This is a genomic window from Streptomyces sp. NBC_00223 (assembly GCF_036199905.1).
GTDB lineage: Bacteria > Actinomycetota > Actinomycetes > Streptomycetales > Streptomycetaceae > Actinacidiphila.
The window spans coordinates 3,055,517-3,071,948 of the sequence record NZ_CP108109.1; the positions used below are offsets into that span (position 1 = coordinate 3,055,517).

The window sequence follows — 16,432 nt, forward strand, 5'->3', positions numbered from 1 at the left end:
CGGACCCTCTACCCCCTAGGGGTATACATGGGGATGTGGTCGGCCGAGTGACGCGGAACAGCACCCTGGGGGCACCCCATGCACGCCATCTGGCACGCACTGTCCATCACCGGCGCGATGACCTGGGAGATCGCCTGGGCACTGGTCCTGGGGTTCGGGCTGTCGGCGATCGTGCAGGCGGTGGTCCGCAAGTCGACGGTCGTACGGCTGCTGGGGGACGACCGGCCGCGGACGCTGGGGGTGGCGGCGCTCCTGGGCTCGGCGTCGTCGTCGTGCTCGTACGCCGCGGTGGCGCTGGCACGGTCGCTCTTCCGCAAGGGGGCCGACTTCACCGCGGCGATGGCCTTCGAGATCGCCTCGACCAATCTCGTGGTCGAACTCGGTGTGATTCTGGCGCTGCTGATGGGGTGGCAGTTCACGGTGGCGGAGTTCGTCGGCGGACCGGTCATGATCGTGGTGCTCGCGGTGCTGTTCCGGGTGCTGCTGCGCGACCGGCTGGTGCGGGAGGCGCGGGAGCGGGCCGGGCGCGGGGCCGCCGGCTCGATGGAGGGCCATGCCGCGATGGACATGTCGGTGGGCGGCGACCGGCCCTTCGTACGGCGCCTGCTGTCGCGGGACGGCTTCACCTCCGTGGCGCATGTGTTCGTGATGGAGTGGGCGGCCATCCTGCGGGACTTGGTGGTCGGACTGCTGGTCGCCGGGGCGATCGCGGCCTGGGTGCCCGACTCCTTCTGGCGGACCTTCTTCTTCGACGGTCACCCCCTGGCCGCGAAGGTGTGGGGGCCGCTCGTGGGGCCGCTGGTCGCGGTGGTGTCGTTCGTGTGCTCGATCGGGAACGTGCCGCTGGCGGTCGTGCTGTGGAAGGGCGGCATCAGCTTCGGCGGTGTGGTGGCGTTCATCTTCGCGGACCTGCTGATCCTGCCGATTCTGAATATCTACCGCCGGTACTACGGCCTACGTATGACCGTCTTCCTTACGCTCACCTTCTATGCGGCGATGGTGGTGGCCGGGTACGTCGTTGAACTGATTTTCGGCGGCCTGGGCCTCGTTCCGGACCAGGCGGACGCGAAGATCCCGACCGAGGGCGTCAGGTGGGACTACACGACCTGGCTGAACATCGTCTTTCTGCTGATGGCCTCCGCGCTGATGATCCGATTCTGGCGCACGGGCGGACTGCCGATGCTGCGGATGATGGGCGGAGCGCCCGACGCCGGACACGACAAGCCAGGGCACGAACCGGGACACGAGCGACCGTCCGGGCACGATCACGGCTCCGCGTAGCCTGGGCGGCGACGACGCGGGGCGCGGCTGGACGGCAAGAGCGCGGTAGGACCGTAGGAAGAGGTGACGGCGCACATGGCACGCAGACCGGGCCGCAAGCCGCCTCCCTCACCGCTGGAACAGCGTGACGGCGTGGACCCCGTCCGTGTCCGCCTCCCCGGAAGCGGAAGCCCACACCCTGGAAGCGAGTCCCGGGGCGGAAGAGCCGATGACGCGCCCTGGCCGACCGTCCGTGACTTCCTCGCGGAGCGCTACGGCCCCGCCATCGGCCCGGCGCGGGTCGACGCGATGGTGGCGGCGGGCCGGTTCGTCACCGCGGACGGCCCGGTCGGCCCGCGCACCCCGTACGAGGCCGGGGCGTGGGTGTGGTTCCACCGTGACTTCGCGCCCGAGGCGCCTGTGCCGTTCCCCGCCGGAATCGTGTACCAGGACGAGCGGATCGTGGTCGCGGACAAGCCGCACTTCCTGGCCACCACCCCGCGCGGCCGCCACGTCACGCAGACCGCGCTCGCCCGGCTGCGCCGCGACCTCGGCCTGCCGCGGCTCTCCCCCGCGCACCGCCTGGACCGGCTGACGGCCGGCCTTGCCCTCTTCGTCGTACGCCCCGAGGACCGCGGCGCGTACCAGTCGCTCTTCCGCGACCGGCGGGTCGCCAAGGAGTACGAGGCCGTCGCGGGGTACGACCCGGCGCTCGGCCTGCCGCTGACCGTGCGCAGCCGGATCGTGAAGGAGCGCGGGTGGATCGGGGCGCGCGAGGAGCCGGGGGCGCCGAACGCGGAGAGCCGGATCGAGCTGCTGGAGCAGCGCGCCGGGCTGGGCCGCTACCGGCTGCTGCCCGCGACCGGCCGCACCCATCAGCTGCGGGTCCATATGAACGCGCTCGGCCTGCCGATCCTGAACGACCCGGTCTATCCCGCGCTCGCCCCGGAGCCGCCTGACGGCGACTTCTCCCGGCCGCTGCAACTGCTCGCGCGGGCACTGGAGTTCACCGACCCCGTGACGGGCCGGCCGATGCGCTTCGAGAGCGCGCGTGAACTGGCCGCCTGGCCGCGAGCCGGATCCGCGGCAATGGAGACGAGGTGGGAGAGGTCCGAGGACGCCCCCGGTCTCAGACCGTCGACTCCACCGGGGTGAGGACCGCGAACACCGCTCCTTCCGGATCCCCGAGCAGCGCCATCCGGCCGACGCCCTCCATGTCGGTACTGGGCATCAGGACGCTCGCGCCGTGCTCGGTCGCCTTGGCCACGGTCGCGTCGCAGTCCGCCACCGCGAAGTACGGCTGCCAGTAGCTCACCCCGTCCGGGAGCATGTCGCCGTGGAGCTGCATGATCCCGCCGTGCGAGCCCTCCTGACCGCCGCCGGCCCGGGAGACGATCGTGTACGTGCCCGCGCCGCCGGGCAGCGGCACGTCCTCGGTGTCCCAGGAGAACAGGCCCGTGTAGAACTGCCGGGCCCGCTCGGCGTCCGTCGTGTACAGCTCGGTCCAGCACAAGGCTCCGGCGCCGACCCGGTCCAGCCCCTTGGTCGTACCCGGCTGCCAGACCGCGAACTCGGCGCCGCCCGGGTCGGTGTACCCGGCGAGACGGCCCTGGTCGAGTACGTCCATCGGGGGGACGCGGACGGTGCCGCCGCCCTGCTCGACCGCCTTGGTGGTGGCGTCGGCGTCGGCGGTCTCGAAGTACACCGTCCAGGCCGGCAGCGCGGTGTCGCTCTGGATCGGGCCGAGGGCCGCGACGCTCTGCCCGGCCAGCTGGAAGACGCCGTACCCACCGGACTCCGGGCCCGTCGGCCGGAAGTCCCAGCCGAACAGCGCCTTGTAGAACGCGGCGGCGGCGTCGAGATCACGGCTGCCCAGGTCGACCCAGCTGGGCGCGCCGGGCACGTAGTCGTTGGTGAGCATGCTGCCGTCCTCCGTGAGCTGGTGTGATGTGCCGTTTCGGACGTTGTGTCCTCTCTCACATTCAGCATGGCAGCAGGCACCGACAAGCGCCGTTCCTGTGGCATCCATGACCAGGTCACGGCATCGACGGCGGGCGGCACGGGACTGGGGGCGGGCGCGCGCGGCGGTCGAACTGATTCGGGATTGTCAGTGGGCCCGTCTACTGTGGTTCACATGTACGGGGGAGATCTTGATCAGGCGAACGCGGACCTGCGCGCGTATGTGCAGGCGCACGGTGACCGGCCGTGGACGGCCGAGGAGCTGACCGAGCTGGCTCGGCTGCGCGCCCAGTGGACGGCGGCCGCCCGTGGGGTCCGCGTGGAAATACGCCAGGTGCCGGGTCCCGTGCGGGGCTCCGCGGTGGTGGCCGCGGCCTGAACCGCCGGGGCCGCGGCACGTTCTCCCGACTCGGCGGACCGGCCGGCGCCGGACCGGGTCCGGGACCCGGGTTGAGGCCCGGTCTCAGGCGCGGACGGCGGCGTGCGGCGGGCGGACGGTGTCCGTGCCGGGAGCGGGCTCGGCGGTGTCGTCGCCCAGCGCGGTGATCCGGTTGGCGGCGTCGACATGGACGACGGTCGGACGCAGCGCGCGGGCCTCCGTGTCGTCGACCTGGGCGTAGCTGATCAGAATGACCATGTCACCGGGGTGCACCAGGTGGGCCGCCGCGCCGTTGATCCCGATCACACCCGAGCCGCGCTCGCCCTCGATGAGATAGGTCTCCAGGCGGGCGCCGTTGGTGATGTCGACGATGTGGACCAGTTCGCCGGGCAGCAGGTCGGCGGCGTCCATCAGATCGGCGTCCACGGTCACGGAGCCCACGTAGTGCAGATCCGCCTGGGTCACGGTGGCCCGGTGGATCTTGGACTTGAACATGGTGCGCAGCACGGTGCCGCCCTCCTTGAATGAGCTGGTCGCATCCCCGTCAGGGGTACGCGCCGACGCGTCAAGGGTAGGGCCCGTCGCCGCGGGCCGGATCGGGGGTCCGCCAGGAGTGCGGAAGATCTCAGCCGACCGCGACGGCGGCGGGGCCGGTCGGCGGAGTGACGGCGGGGGCGGGCAGCCGTTCGTAGAGCTCGGCCAGGGCGGTGTTGAGCCGGATCAGGTGGGCGGGGCCGCCGCGGACCGGGCGCAAAGGCGCCGTGTCCGGGTGACGGCCGAGGCGGCGGCGCACCTGGCCGAGGTTGTGGGCGGTCAGGCCGAGTGGGGTACGGGCCGCCGCCAGGTCGGCGGTCCCGCTCGCGGCCAGGAGGCGGGTGGCGGGCGCGCAGCCGGCCAGTGCGTCGGCCCAGTCGGCGGCGTGCGCGGCTGCGTCGTTCTGCCCTCCGCCGCGGCGGAGGAGGGAGCGGTGCGCGCGGGCGGGCGCGGCCACGTCGGCGAGGTCCCGCGCGGCCCGGTCGAAGCGACGGGCGAGCCGCCGCAGCGCGACGGGGCGCGGTTCGGGCTCCCGGGCGGCGGCCAGCAGGTCCTGGAGCGCCCGCAGCGCCAGGGCGGCGCGGCCGCGCATCACGGTGTCGGTGCGCAGGGGCAGCACGAAGCAGGCGGCCGCGATACCGCAGGCAGAACCGACGAGGATCCCTTCGGGGCGCTGGACCAGCAGAGCCGTGCCGTGTTCGCCGTTGAGGGTGTGGAGGACAGCCAGCACGCAGGTGACGCAGAAGGCCCACGCCGCGTAGGTGAGGTCGCGCAGCCACAGGCCGGCCAGGAGGCAGCAGAAGATCACGGTGATCGCGACGGCGGGAACTCCGGCCACCGTGTGGGCGATCAGGGTCCCGGCGACGGCCCCGGTGAAGGCGCCGGCGACCCGCAGTCCGCTGCGGTGGATCACGTCCCCGCGCCCCCGGGCGGCGGCGCACACCACAAAGGCGGTGATCACGGTCCACGTCCATTGGTGCGGAAAGAGCAGATGGCCGACGGCGAAGGCGGCGGCCATGGCTGCGGTGACCTGGGCGGCCAGCCGGGTCTGCGGCTGGATGTCGCGCCATCCGCCGGTGCGGCGGCGCGGGGCGGGGGCGTCGGGGGCGGGCCGTTCGCGGGACGGCAGGCGCCTTACGGCGGCGGCCTGTTGGCGGACGGCGGCCAGTGCCGCGTCCAGGCGGTGGGGGTCGGGCTTTCCTGGCGCCCCGGGGTCCACCAGCACCTCTGCTTCGAGGACGGCGGCGGACAGGGCGTCCCGTGCGGCACGGCCGGCGTCGTCCGGCAGGAGGGCGGCGTCGAGGCGGTCCTCGGTGGCGAGGGCGGCGCGGTGGAGGGTACGGGCGGCGAGGGCGTGGCTCCGGGTGCCCGGGGTACGGGACCGCAGACGGGTGGCGGCGTGCCGGAAGTCGTCGGCCGCGGCGGCCGCCTCACGGGCCGGGCGTGCCGGGAGGAGCGCCTGAGCGGCGATCACACAGGCCACGGCGATCAGTCCGGCGACCGCGCCCCACACCGGTCCGGTCGCCTTGGCGGCGCTCGGCGGCACCGGTACGACCAGTACGGAGATCAGCGGGGTGAGGGCGAGCCGGCCGAAGCGCCGCGTTCTGCCGCCGAAGCGCGTCAGATAGCGGGAACCGCCGACCGCCGCGACGAACGCCGCCGCGCCCAGCCACGCGTGGTGCAGCATGAAGCGGGCGACGAAGGCGGCCAGGAGTCCGATCGAGGGGACGTAGAGCAGGGCCGAGAGCCGATGGGGAAGGGTAGCCGCGTTCAGGCTTCGTGCGACCAGGACGGCGACGACGGTCGCGATCACCGTCATACCACCGGGCAGTTCAGCGGATCGACATATCGCACCCGAGATCAGCAGGGCGGCGACGGAAGCGATGATCGTACGTATGGCGATCATCAGTCGCACGTATCCCGGGTCGAGCAGTCGCAGTCGGATCAGCATTCCTGTCCCCCGCAGGTCACCCTTGTCGCCGCTGCCGTCACTCTCGACCCCGTCCCTGGCGGCGACCGTCTCTTCGCCGCTACTGCCGCGAACGCCCGCCGTACCGGCTCCCGCGCGGGCGGTCACCCTGACGGTCCCCGCGCCTGTCACCCTGGCTTATTGATACGCCATACGTATGACTATCGCCCACTAAACTCTGTAACAACCGTATCCTCACCTTCAATATAGTACGCCTTCCTTAGAAAATGGCCGCCATGTTTCCTTCCCCGCCCGTCGACCGCGCCGCCGTGATCCGCCGTTCCGTGAACGGGCTCAGCCGCCGTATGAGGGCCGAGCGGCTGCCGGACGGGCTGCCCAACGGCAAACTCGGTGCGCTCGCCCATCTCTTCCGTTCCGGACCCGGCACCCCGAGCGCGATGGCCGCCGCCCTGCACGTACAACCGCAGTCGCTGACCCGGACGCTGGCCGCGCTGGAGGAGGACGGCCTGGTGACGCGGACCCGGGACGCGGTGGACGGGCGGCAGTACCGGATCGAGTTGACACCGGCCGGCTACGAGGCGATGGCCCGGGACGTGGCACACCGGGACGCGTGGCTGCGGGCACGGATGGAGTCGCGGCTCAGCGAGACCGAGCGCGAGGTACTGCGGCTGGCCGCCGCGCTGCTCGACCGGCTAGCCGAGGACGACTGATCGGATCGTCGCACCCCGCCACCCCCGACCGTCGCACCCCTGTCCCGCACCCCCTCAACGACCCCCAGGAGGTTCACGGGAATACCCCTAGGGGGTATATGGTTGTGGACAGTGAACGGGGAGAGCCGCCCGTCACGTACGCAGCGCGTGCCGCAGCGCCCGCGCCGACAGATGAGGAGCCGCATCATGAGCCAGGCCGTCTACTCCGTTTCCGGGATGACCTGCGGGCACTGCGAGTCCGCCGTCTCCAAGGAGGTCACCGCGATCCCCGGTGTCACGTCCGTGACGGCCGTCGCGAAGACCGGGCTGCTGACCGTCGCCTCCGAACTGCCGCTGGACGACGAGACCGTCCGCGCCGCGGTCGACGAGGCCGGCTACGCACTCGTCGGGAGGGCCTGAGGCCGACACCGGACCGAAGGACCGGACCGGCCCCGGCCCCGCTCCGGGACCGGACACCGGGCCCCGCACAAGGGCCCGTACCGGACCCGTATCGCACACACCGACCAGGGGAGTGGAAGTGGCGAGCACCACGACGTACTCGGACGGCGGACCCGTCGGACAGCGGGTCGAGCTGGAGATCGGCGGCATGACCTGCGCGTCCTGCGCCGCCCGTATCGAGAAGAAGCTCAACCGGATGGACGGCGTCAGCGCCACCGTCAACTACGCGACCGAGAAGGCGAAGGTCGTGTACGGCGACGGGATCGCGCTCGACGCGCTCATCGCCACGGTCGAGGCCACCGGCTACACCGCCGCGGTGCCCGCCCCTCCCGCGCGCCGGGTCGGCCCGGCGGACCCCGCCGACGGCACCGAAGGGGCCCCCGCCCCGGAGGACCCCGAACTCACCACCCTGCGCCAGCGGCTGATCACCGCCGTCGTGCTCGCCGTCCCGGTCGTCGCCATGTCGATGATCCCCGCCCTCCAGTTCACCAACTGGCAGTGGCTGGCCCTGACCCTCGCCTCCCCCGTGGTCGTCTACGCCGCCTGGCCCTTCCACCGCGCGGCCTGGGCGAACGCCCGGCACGGCGCCGCCACCATGGACACCCTCGTCTCCGTGGGCACGCTCGCTGCGTACGGCTGGTCGCTGTGGGCGCTGTTCTTCGGCACCGCGGGCATGGCCGGGATGACCCACCCCTTCGAGTTCACGATCTCCCGTACGGACGGCAGCGGCGAGATCTATCTGGAGGCCGCCGCCGGGGTGACCGCCTTCATCCTCGCCGGGCGCTACTTCGAGGCCCGGGCCAAGCGCCGGGCCGGCGCCGCCCTGCGCGCGCTGCTGGAACTCGGCGCCAAGGACGCGACCGTGCTCCGCCAAGGACGCGAAGTCCGCGTCCCTGTCGCCGAGCTGGCGGTCGGCGACCACTTCGTCGTCCGGCCGGGCGAGAAGATCGCCACCGACGGCGTCGTACGCGAAGGCGGCTCGGCGGTCGACGCGTCCATGCTCACCGGCGAGTCCGTACCGGTCGAGGTCGGGCCCGGCTCCCCCGTCACCGGGGCGACCGTCAACGCCGGCGGCCGGATCGTGGTCGAGGCGCTCAAGGTCGGCGCCGACACACAACTCGCCCGGATGGCCCGCCTGGTCGAGGACGCGCAGAACGGCAAGGCCGCGGTCCAGCGGCTCGCCGACCGGATCTCCGCGGTCTTCGTGCCGGCCGTCATCGCCCTGGCCCTCGGCACCTTGGGAGTGTGGCTCGCTCTCGGCGAGGGCGCGACCGCGGCCTTCACGGCGGCCGTCGCCGTGCTGATCATCGCCTGCCCGTGCGCGCTGGGCCTCGCGACGCCCACCGCGCTGCTCGTCGGTACGGGCCGGGGCGCACAGCTCGGCATCCTCATCAAGGGGCCCGAGGTGCTGGAGTCGACACGGGCGGTCGACACGGTCGTGCTGGACAAGACCGGCACGGTCACCAGCGGCGCGATGACGCTCACCGAGGTGCACGTCGCCCAGGACGCGGAGGAGAAGGACGTGCTGCGGCTGGCCGGCGCCCTGGAGCACGCCTCCGAGCACCCGATCGCCCGGGCGATCGCGGACTCAGCGGCGGAAGCGGCCGGTTCGGGCGGGCTGCCCGTGCCCGAGGACTTCGTCAGCGTGCCGGGGCTCGGTGTGCGCGGCCGGGTCGACGGGCACGACGTACTGGTCGGCCGCGAGCAACTGCTGCGCGACGCCGGGCAGCCGCTGCCGCCGGAGCTGGCCGGGGCGAAGGCCGCGGCCGAGGCGCTCGGCGGCACGGCCGTGGTCGTCGGCTGGGACGGGCGGGCCCGCGCCGTGCTGGTCGTCGCCGACGCGGTGAAGCCGACGAGCGCGGAGGCGGTACGGCGGCTGCGCGGCCTCGGGCTGCGGCCGGTGCTGCTCACCGGGGACAACGCGGCGGTCGCGCGGTCCGTCGCCATGGAGGTCGGTATCGCGGCGGAGGACGTGCACGCGGAGGTACTGCCCGAGGACAAGGTGGCCGTCGTGCGGCGCCTCCAGGAGCAGGGCCTCACGGTCGCCATGGTCGGCGACGGCGTCAATGACGCGGCGGCCCTCGCGCAGGCGGACCTCGGGCTCGCGATGGGCACCGGGACGGACGCGGCGATCGAGGCGGGCGACCTCACCCTGGTCCGCGGCGACCTGCTGGTGGCCGCGGACGCGATCCGGCTGGCGCGGCGCACCCTGGCGACGATCAAGGCGAACCTCTTCTGGGCCTTCGCCTACAACCTCGCCGCGATCCCGCTCGCCGCGGCCGGTCTGCTCAACCCGATGATCGCGGGCGCGGCGATGGCCTTCTCCTCGGTCTTCGTCGTCGCCAACAGCCTCCGGCTGCGCGGCTTCTCACCGCTCGCCTCGTAGCCATTGCCGCGAATACGGCCGTTGCTGTTCGCATCCATTGCGGCGAAGGCGGCCACGCCCGTTCGCATCCATTGCGGCGAAACGGTCCGGTCCCGCCGGGTGCCCACGCGGCCCCCGGCGGGCGAGGATGAGGCCATGGGCGCTGAGCAGTTGATCGAGGACCGGGAGCGGCGGGCACGGGTGGCGGCGCGGCTGCTGCGCCCGGCGAAGAGCTGCACGGAGATCGTGGACACCCTCGCCGGGCTGCACGCGACCGATCCGGCCACCGTCTTCCTGTCCGTCGCCGCGCGGCTGACCGACCCGGACACGGCAGTCGAGCGGCTGGAGGAAGCGCTCTACGGCGAGCGGCCCGCCCTGGCGCGCATGCTCGTCATGCGGCGGACGATGTTCGTCGTCACCCGGGACACCGCGTCCGACGTGTACGCGGCGGCCGGGCGGCAGATCGCCGCCAAGGAGCGCAAGAAGCTGCTGACGCACCTCGCGGAGGGCGGTGGCTGGGACGAGCGGTGGCTCGCCGACGCCGAGGCGGAGGTCGAGGCCGCGCTCGCCGCGCACGGGGACCTCAGCGGCGCCGAACTCTCCCGTCTCGTGCCGCGGTTGCGCGAACAGGTCGTCGTCGCGCGCGGCAAGCCGTACGAGACGCGGCAGAACGTGGCGAGCCGGATCATCCGCACGATGGCGGCCGAGTACCGGATCGCGCGCCGCAGGCCCGCGGGGTCGTGGACGAGCAGCCAGTTCCGCTGGGCGAAGGCCGAGCCGCTGCCGGACCGCCCGGTGGAGGAGGCCCGCGCGGCGGTCGTACGGGCCTGGCTGCGCTCCTACGGGCCCGGTACGGAGGCGGATCTGAAGTGGTGGACCGGCTGGACCCTCACCGAGGTCAGAAAGGCCCTCGCGGCGGTCGGCGCGGAACACGTACGGCTGGCCGGGGGTACCGGCCATGTGCTGCCGGGAGACACCGACGGCACGCCGGAGGCACCGCCCCGGGCCGTGCTGCTGCCCTCGCTCGACCCGGCCCCCATGGGATGGCAGGACCGCGACTGGTTCCTGCCGCGGGCGCACCGGGCGGCGCTCTTCGACGGCACGGGCAACGTGGGCCCGACCGTGTGGTGGGGCGGCGAGGTGATCGGCGGCTGGGCGCAGCGCGCGGACGGCTCCGTCGTGTGGCGGCGGCTGACCGACCGGGGCACGGCGGCGGCGCGGGCCGTGGACGACGCGGCGGCGGCGCTGTCCACGTGGCTGGGGGGCGTACGGATCACACCGCGATTCCGTACGCCCCTGGAGCGCGAACTGACCCAGTGACCCTCCCAGGGCGCGGACTCGCGTCCTAGGACACGAACCTCCTGTCCTAGGACGCGAACGTCCGCCTCAGGGCGCGAACGCCCGTCGGACCCCGGGAGCCTCAGCCGATCCGGGCGAGCCTCTTGGCGAACGACGGTTCCGAAAGGTCGCTCTGGAGGACGGCGGGCACGGAGGTGCGTGCGGTCCCGGTGCCGAAGCTGAGCGTGCCCACCCGGGTGCCCGCCTTGGCGCTGTGCGGCAGGCCGTCGGCGAGCGCGGTCAGGGTGACGCGCGAGGACATCCCGGACCAGCCGATCGCGGTGAGGTCCTTGGCGGCCACCACCGGGGTCGTGCCGCCGAGTCCGTCGTCGACCTCGCCGACGACCTGGCCCTTGCGCACTATCGTCGCCGAGTCCAGGCCCTTCTGCGCGGCGGACATCAGCTTCTGGCTGTTGGTCAGGGCGAGGGTGAGGCTGTCGTACACGGTGGTGCCGCCGCGCTGCTGAAGCGTGACGCCGAGGATCAGCTGCTCCTTGCCCTTGACCTTCTTCTGCGCCGCCCACATCAGGGCGCCGCCCGCCGGGGTGCTCGATCCGGTCTTGATGCCGATGACCCCGGAGTTCACCAGGTCGTTGTTGGTGTTGTAGATCGTGCCGACGCCGGGGATCTCGACGTTGGGCAGCGCGACGACGGAACGGAAGACGTCGTTCTTCATCACCTGGGCGGCGAGCTTGAGCTGGTCGGCCGCCGTGCTCTTCGTCGACGGCTCGAAGCCGCTCGCGCCCGTGTAGGTGGTGTTGGTCATGCCCAGGCCGTCGGCCGCCTTCGTCATCTTGGTGACGAACGCCTTCTGCGTGCCCGAGTCCCAGCGGGCCAGCAGACGGGCGATGTTGTTGCCCGAGGGGATCAGCAGGAGCTGGAGCATCTGCCGCTCGGTGAACTTCTGGCCCTCCCTGACCGGGGCGGTCGACTCGTCGGCGGAGCCGGACTCGTTGGCGGCCTCGGCGTCGACCGTGATGAGCGGGCCGTTCTCCTTACCGTGCAGAGGGTGGTCACGCAGGATCAGATAGGCGGTCATCACCTTGGTGACGCTCGCGATCGGCACGGGGGTCTGCTTGCCGTGCACGCCGAGCGAGCCGATCCCCTCGACCTCCGCGGCGCTCTGCCCCTGCGCCGGCCAGGGCATCGACTGCGGCAGCGGGGCGCCGTCGAAGGTGTACGTGGAGGCCGCGGTCAGGTCCAGCTCCGGCGACGGCAGCGGACGCAGGACCTGCACCAGGACGAAGACCAGGGCGAGCAGGACGGCCAGCGGGGTCCAGATCTTGAACCGCCGGACGACGCTGCGGATCGCGGTCTGCGGCGGGGGCGGGGCGTTGGTCAGCTCGGCGAGCAGCTTGAGCGGGGCGCCCGGGGTCGGCGGGACGGGCATGCCGCGAGTGCCCTCCGGGCCGAGGACGTCGCCCGGAGGCGGCTCGACGGCGGGAGGGAGGGGCACGGGGGCGGCGGTCGGCTTCGTGCCGACCACGGTCGCGGCGGACGCGGACGCGGCGGTCGTGCTCGCCGCTGCCGGCAGCGCGGAGTTCGCGGCGCGGACCGTGGCCGGGGCAGCGCTCCCCTTCACGCCGGGGCCCGCGCCGGGCGCGGGCTCCTGCGGGCTCGTACGGGCCTGTGCGGGCGCCCCAGGGGCCCCGAAGGCCACAGGGCCCCGGAAGGCCGTCAGACGCCCCGCCGGCCCCCCTCCACGCCGTTCCTCGGGCGGCAGGTCCGAGACCAGAGGCTTCACGACGGGCTTGGCCACGGGCGGCGGCACTTCGCCGCTCGGCTCGTCCCCCCCGGCCCGCGCTCCCTGGGGCTCGGCGTCACGGGGTTCGGCGTCACGCGGCTCGGCAGCCCCGGACCGCGCACCCTCAGGCCGCGCACCCCCGGGCCTCGCACCCTCAGGCCGCGCACCCTCGGGCCTCGCGTCCTCAGGCCGCGCGTCCTCCGGTTCCACTTCGCCGGACTCGGCCTCCGCTTCCGCCTCCCGAGCTGCCGCCGAACGCCCCTCGGCCCCGGGCGGTACGTCCTCCGCCTCCGGCCGCGCGTCCTCGGGCCCGGGCTCCGGCCCGTCGTCCGCCGACGTCGCGCGCTCCCCCTCTGCCTCCTGCGAATCACCATTCGCCTCAGCAGCCCCATCCGACTCGTCCGCCCCATGAGTCGGATCACGATTCGGTTCCGTTTTCGAGGCCGAATCGCCCGCCGGGCGAGGTGCGGGCGAATTCACCGGCGTAGGAAGATCGGTCACCACGTCTACGCCCACTACGTCATCCGCCGTATCCGTCTCAATGCCGGAGATGGACACCGGAGCGGGGTGCGGACGCGCTTCCGACAGCGCTTCCTCCGCCATTCGGGGGGCGTGCGCGGGGGCGGATTCCACCGATGTGCCCACGGATGCGCCTGCGTGCTCCTCGGATACGCCCTCCACGCTGTGCACCGCCTCACGCATCACAACAGGCGCCCGGAACACCGCCAGCCTCGGATCGGCGGCCGTCCGTTCGGCGGCCTCCCCCGACGTCTCGTGCTGCTGTTCCCTGCCGGGGGACTCGCCCGCCACGCAGACCCTCCTTCACACATCGTCATACGTTGGGTACATACCGTGAGTTACGTCGCCGGATGGCGCCTTTACCCGTCCTGAACCACACTGGCAAGTGTCCAGTGACAGGCCGACAGGTCGCCCGCGACACCCCGCCCACCCCGTAGACGAGAACGACATACCACCCGGTTCCCGCCGATAAGGAAAAGGCGCTCTCGACAGGCCGGTGTGAGAGGCGTCACCCTGTCATTCATCCACGCGGGGAGGCATGGATGGGCAAGAGCCGCAGAACAATTCCGGAAGAGCTGTTGTTGCTCGCCCTGGACCCGACGACCGGGACCACGGCGCAGCCGCAATCACTCGACCTCGGCCTCGCCGGGGCACAGCTCGTCGAGCTGGCCCTGGCCGGACGGATAGCCCCTGACGGGGATCGTATCGCCGTGGTGCACCCACGGCCGACTGGAGATCCGACTCTGGACTCCGCGCTCGAACTGCTGCGACGCCGCGGCAGCCCGGTGCGCGCCGTCCACTGGATCGGCGGGCCCCGCCTGGGGCTGCGCCAGACGTATCTCGCGCACCTGGAGCGGTGCGGCATGGTGCACGCCGTGCCGGGTCAGATGTGCGGGGTGCTGCCGACCACTCGGTATCAGGCGACCGACAGCGCGGTCAGCCGGGAGATCAGGACCCGGCTGGACAGTGCGATCCGTACCGGCGTACCGCCGGACCCGCGGACCGCCGCGCTCGCCGCGCTCGCCCACTCCGTGGGACTCGGCAAGCACCTGTACCCGGGCAACGAGGGCCGGTCGTCGCGATCGCGCCTGCGGGACCTGATCAGGTACGACCCGATGGGCGGCCTCGTCGCGCACGCCGTGATGGACGTGCAGAACGGGGTGGCGGCGCAGCCGAAGCGGCCACCCGCCCAGACCCAGCGCGCGCCGGGTCACGGCACGATGGCCCGGGCCGGTGTGCGTTGACCGGTGCGCGGCAGACGGGCGGACCGGCCTGACACCGGCCGCCACACGGAGCACCGCGGCCGCGTGACGCACGACCGCTGTACGACGGACGACCGCCCTATGGCGCGCGGACGCCGCACATCGCACGCAGGGCGCGCATCACACGCGTGACGCACCAGGCACGGACCACGCACAGCGCATGGACGGCACACGGCGCGCGCCCTACCCTCGGCGCGCGTCGTCGAGGTGGACGATCCGCACCAGCAGCGCCTGACGCGTTCGCCCCTCACACCACACACAGTACGCATTAAATAGCACCCCGTACACAGGGCGGTGGCGGTGTCCGTCGGCAGGGACAGGACGCCGGCAACCGGTCCGCCCGCTGTGAGCCCCTTCCGGGAGCCGCAGCGACGCGCGGGGCGGCGGTCTCCGGACAGACTCCGGGGTCGGCGCCCCGCGCGTCGTGCTTCTCCGACAGGGCGTCACCTCTCCCCCGCGGCCCGTGTTTCCGCCGCCGTTCGCGGCCTATAGGCGGCGAACCCGCCGACCTGGCACCCTGGGCACAGCCCGTGAGCCTGCCCGGCAAGCACGGGCAAGCTTGTTCCGTCCATTCGCCAGCGGGGCGATGACCGGTAGTGGCAGGCTGCTGACCATCAGTACGGTTCAGCGTGGAGGTGCAGTCCCTGTGGTCGCCAACGTCAACCCCACCGTCCGGCGCCGCCGGTTGGGTTCGGAGCTGCGCAAGCTCCGTGAGCAGAAGGGGATGACCGCCGAAGAGGTGGCGGCCCGGCTGCTCGTCTCCCAGTCCAAGATCAGCCGCCTGGAGAACGGCCGGCGCAGCATCAGCCAGCGCGACGTCCGCGATCTGTGCGGGGTGTACGGCGTCGAGGACGTCCGGATCGTCGACTCGCTGATGCAGATGGCCAAGGAGTCCCGCCAGCAGGGCTGGTGGCACGCCTTCGGCGACATCCCCTACAGCGTGTACATCGGTCTGGAGACCGAGGCGGCCAGCCTGCGGGTCTTCGAACCCCAGGTGGTGCCGGGCCTGTTGCAGACCCCGGCGTACGCCTCGGCGGTCATCGCGGGCAATCTGCCGGAGTACACGCCGGAGCAGATCGAGAAGCGGGTCAACGTACGGCTGCGCCGCCAGGAGCGGATCACCGACACGGACGGGCCGCTGCGCATGTGGGCGGTCATCGACGAGGCGGCGCTGTGCCGCCGGGTCGGCGACGGCCAGGTCATGCGCGAACAGCTGCTGCGGCTGGTCGAGTTGAGCCGGCTGCCGCATGTCACCGTGCAGGTGCTGCCGTTCGACTCGGGGGCGCACCCGGGGCTGAGCGGGCAGTTCGCGGTGCTGGAGTTCACCGACACGACCGACGCCACGGTGGTCTACCTGGAGGGCGTGAACAGCGATCTGTACCTGGAGAAGGACACCGACGTGCAGGCGTACAGCGTGATGTACGAGCACCTGCGGGCCCAGGCGCTGAGCGCCGAGCAGACCCGGCAGTTCATCACCGAGGCGGCCCGGCGCTATGTGTGAGCGCCGTCCCCGCGAGTGAACGGCGGCATCATACGCCACTTCCTGCCCAACCATGAGGGATAGTGGGGAATATGCCATCCGGTCGGGTGAACGCCCTCACTGCTCCATGAGGGTGGCGAGTAGCGTCGATCGGGTCAGGCAATGGCGTACACCGCGCCGCGTCACCAGCACAGACCGGAGCAGAGATGGCAATCAAGCTGGGCAGCACACCCGCGTGGACGAAGTCGTCGCGGTCCACCGGAAACGGAGCCTGTGTCGAAGTGAAGTCCCCGGCCGTCGAGTCGGTGGTCGTCCGCGACTCCAAGGACCCGCAGGGTCCGGTCCTCACCTTCGCGCCCGAGGCCTGGGCGTCCTTCGTCACCGACGTGGACCGGGGCGCGTTCGACCTGCGCTGACGATCCCGCTGAACACCGCGGGAATCCACGCGTGAACGAGCTCTGACCGGGTTCCGCGTATGCGTGGTTCACCCCGCACCAGGGCCCTCTCGACTGGC

Annotated in this window: 14 protein-coding genes; 10 read left to right on the forward strand and 4 right to left on the reverse strand. The window is 72.5% G+C overall.

Annotation, left to right across the window (positions count from 1 at the left end):
* The first annotated feature begins 78 nt into the window (after positions 1–78).
* Both OHA30_RS12730 and OHA30_RS12735 read left to right on the forward strand, forming a co-directional pair.
* Positions 79–1,281: a permease gene (locus OHA30_RS12730; protein WP_328913936.1), complete on the forward strand. Its 1,203-nt coding sequence runs from the start codon at positions 79–81 to the stop codon at positions 1,279–1,281.
* A gap of 75 nt (positions 1,282–1,356) precedes the next feature.
* On the forward strand, positions 1,357–2,415 hold the full coding sequence (locus tag OHA30_RS12735; protein ID WP_328913937.1) for an RluA family pseudouridine synthase: 1,059 nt from the start codon (positions 1,357–1,359) through the stop codon (positions 2,413–2,415).
* Here the strand turns inward: OHA30_RS12735 and OHA30_RS12740 are convergent.
* The gene (locus OHA30_RS12740) at positions 2,390–3,181 is read right to left on the reverse strand and encodes a VOC family protein (protein WP_328913938.1); all 792 of its coding nucleotides are present in this window, start codon (positions 3,179–3,181) and stop codon (positions 2,390–2,392) included. The genes OHA30_RS12735 and OHA30_RS12740 overlap by 26 nt on opposite strands.
* A 213-nt stretch (positions 3,182–3,394) precedes the next feature.
* Between OHA30_RS12740 and OHA30_RS12745 the strand changes: the two genes are divergently transcribed.
* Complete coding sequence (locus OHA30_RS12745; RefSeq protein ID WP_328913939.1) at positions 3,395–3,598, forward strand: hypothetical protein; 204 nt, start codon at positions 3,395–3,397, stop codon at positions 3,596–3,598.
* Positions 3,599–3,682: 84 nt separating this feature from the next.
* On the opposite strand, the gene panD is transcribed toward OHA30_RS12745, so the two are convergent.
* Positions 3,683–4,105: an aspartate 1-decarboxylase gene (gene panD / locus OHA30_RS12750; protein ID WP_328913940.1), complete on the reverse strand. Its 423-nt coding sequence runs from the start codon at positions 4,103–4,105 to the stop codon at positions 3,683–3,685.
* Positions 4,106–4,223: 118 nt separating this feature from the next.
* Positions 4,224–6,209: an FUSC family protein gene (locus tag OHA30_RS12755; protein WP_328913941.1), complete on the reverse strand. Its 1,986-nt coding sequence runs from the start codon at positions 6,207–6,209 to the stop codon at positions 4,224–4,226.
* A 128-nt stretch (positions 6,210–6,337) separates the two neighbouring features.
* Between OHA30_RS12755 and OHA30_RS12760 the strand changes: the two genes are divergently transcribed.
* The 4 genes from OHA30_RS12760 to OHA30_RS12775 all read left to right on the forward strand — a co-directional run bounded on the left by OHA30_RS12760 (position 6,338) and on the right by OHA30_RS12775 (position 10,895).
* A complete protein-coding gene (locus OHA30_RS12760) occupies positions 6,338–6,772 on the forward strand; it encodes a MarR family winged helix-turn-helix transcriptional regulator (RefSeq protein ID WP_328913942.1) in 435 nt (144 codons plus the stop codon).
* Between the two features lie 171 nt (positions 6,773–6,943).
* Positions 6,944–7,171, forward strand: a complete 228-nt coding sequence (locus tag OHA30_RS12765) for a heavy-metal-associated domain-containing protein (RefSeq protein ID WP_405785597.1) — start codon at positions 6,944–6,946, stop codon at positions 7,169–7,171.
* Between the two features lie 118 nt (positions 7,172–7,289).
* Positions 7,290–9,596 carry a heavy metal translocating P-type ATPase gene (locus tag OHA30_RS12770; protein ID WP_328913943.1) on the forward strand — a complete coding sequence of 769 codons (2,307 nt, stop codon included), beginning with the start codon at positions 7,290–7,292 and terminating at the stop codon, positions 9,594–9,596.
* Positions 9,597–9,731: 135 nt separating this feature from the next.
* The gene (locus OHA30_RS12775) at positions 9,732–10,895 is read left to right on the forward strand and encodes a winged helix DNA-binding domain-containing protein (RefSeq protein WP_328913944.1); all 1,164 of its coding nucleotides are present in this window, start codon (positions 9,732–9,734) and stop codon (positions 10,893–10,895) included.
* 100 nt (positions 10,896–10,995) lie between these two features.
* On the opposite strand, the gene OHA30_RS12780 is transcribed toward OHA30_RS12775, so the two are convergent.
* Entirely contained in the window at positions 10,996–12,495 is a 1,500-nt protein-coding gene (locus OHA30_RS12780) for a hypothetical protein (protein WP_328913945.1), read from the reverse strand.
* A 1,223-nt stretch (positions 12,496–13,718) separates the two neighbouring features.
* Here OHA30_RS12780 and OHA30_RS12785 point away from each other — a divergent pair.
* The 3 genes from OHA30_RS12785 (at position 13,719) to OHA30_RS12795 (ending at position 16,334) form a co-directional block, all read left to right on the forward strand.
* Positions 13,719–14,420, forward strand: coding sequence for a GOLPH3/VPS74 family protein (locus tag OHA30_RS12785; RefSeq protein WP_328913946.1), 702 nt, complete (start codon positions 13,719–13,721; stop codon positions 14,418–14,420).
* 664 nt (positions 14,421–15,084) lie between these two features.
* Positions 15,085–15,939, forward strand: a complete 855-nt coding sequence (locus OHA30_RS12790; protein WP_328913947.1) for a helix-turn-helix domain-containing protein — start codon at positions 15,085–15,087, stop codon at positions 15,937–15,939.
* A 185-nt stretch (positions 15,940–16,124) separates the two neighbouring features.
* A complete protein-coding gene (locus OHA30_RS12795; RefSeq protein ID WP_328913948.1) occupies positions 16,125–16,334 on the forward strand; it encodes a DUF397 domain-containing protein in 210 nt (69 codons plus the stop codon).
* The last annotated feature ends 98 nt before the right edge of the window (positions 16,335–16,432 follow it).

What these genes read in the sequence shown, in the direction of transcription:
- OHA30_RS12730 (WP_328913936.1), top strand. Translation starts at nt 79, where the DNA reads ATGCACGCCATCTGGCACGCACTGTCCATCACCGGCGCGATGACCTGG.
- OHA30_RS12735 (WP_328913937.1), top strand. Translation starts at nt 1,357, where the DNA reads ATGGCACGCAGACCGGGCCGCAAGCCGCCTCCCTCACCGCTGGAACAG.
- OHA30_RS12740 (WP_328913938.1), bottom strand. Translation starts at nt 3,181, where the DNA reads ATGCTCACCAACGACTACGTGCCCGGCGCGCCCAGCTGGGTCGACCTG.
- OHA30_RS12745 (WP_328913939.1), top strand. Translation starts at nt 3,395, where the DNA reads ATGTACGGGGGAGATCTTGATCAGGCGAACGCGGACCTGCGCGCGTAT.
- OHA30_RS12760 (WP_328913942.1), top strand. Translation starts at nt 6,338, where the DNA reads ATGTTTCCTTCCCCGCCCGTCGACCGCGCCGCCGTGATCCGCCGTTCC.
- OHA30_RS12765 (WP_405785597.1), top strand. Translation starts at nt 6,944, where the DNA reads ATGAGGAGCCGCATCATGAGCCAGGCCGTCTACTCCGTTTCCGGGATG.
- OHA30_RS12775 (WP_328913944.1), top strand. Translation starts at nt 9,732, where the DNA reads ATGGGCGCTGAGCAGTTGATCGAGGACCGGGAGCGGCGGGCACGGGTG.
- OHA30_RS12785 (WP_328913946.1), top strand. Translation starts at nt 13,719, where the DNA reads ATGGGCAAGAGCCGCAGAACAATTCCGGAAGAGCTGTTGTTGCTCGCC.
- OHA30_RS12795 (WP_328913948.1), top strand. Translation starts at nt 16,125, where the DNA reads ATGGCAATCAAGCTGGGCAGCACACCCGCGTGGACGAAGTCGTCGCGG.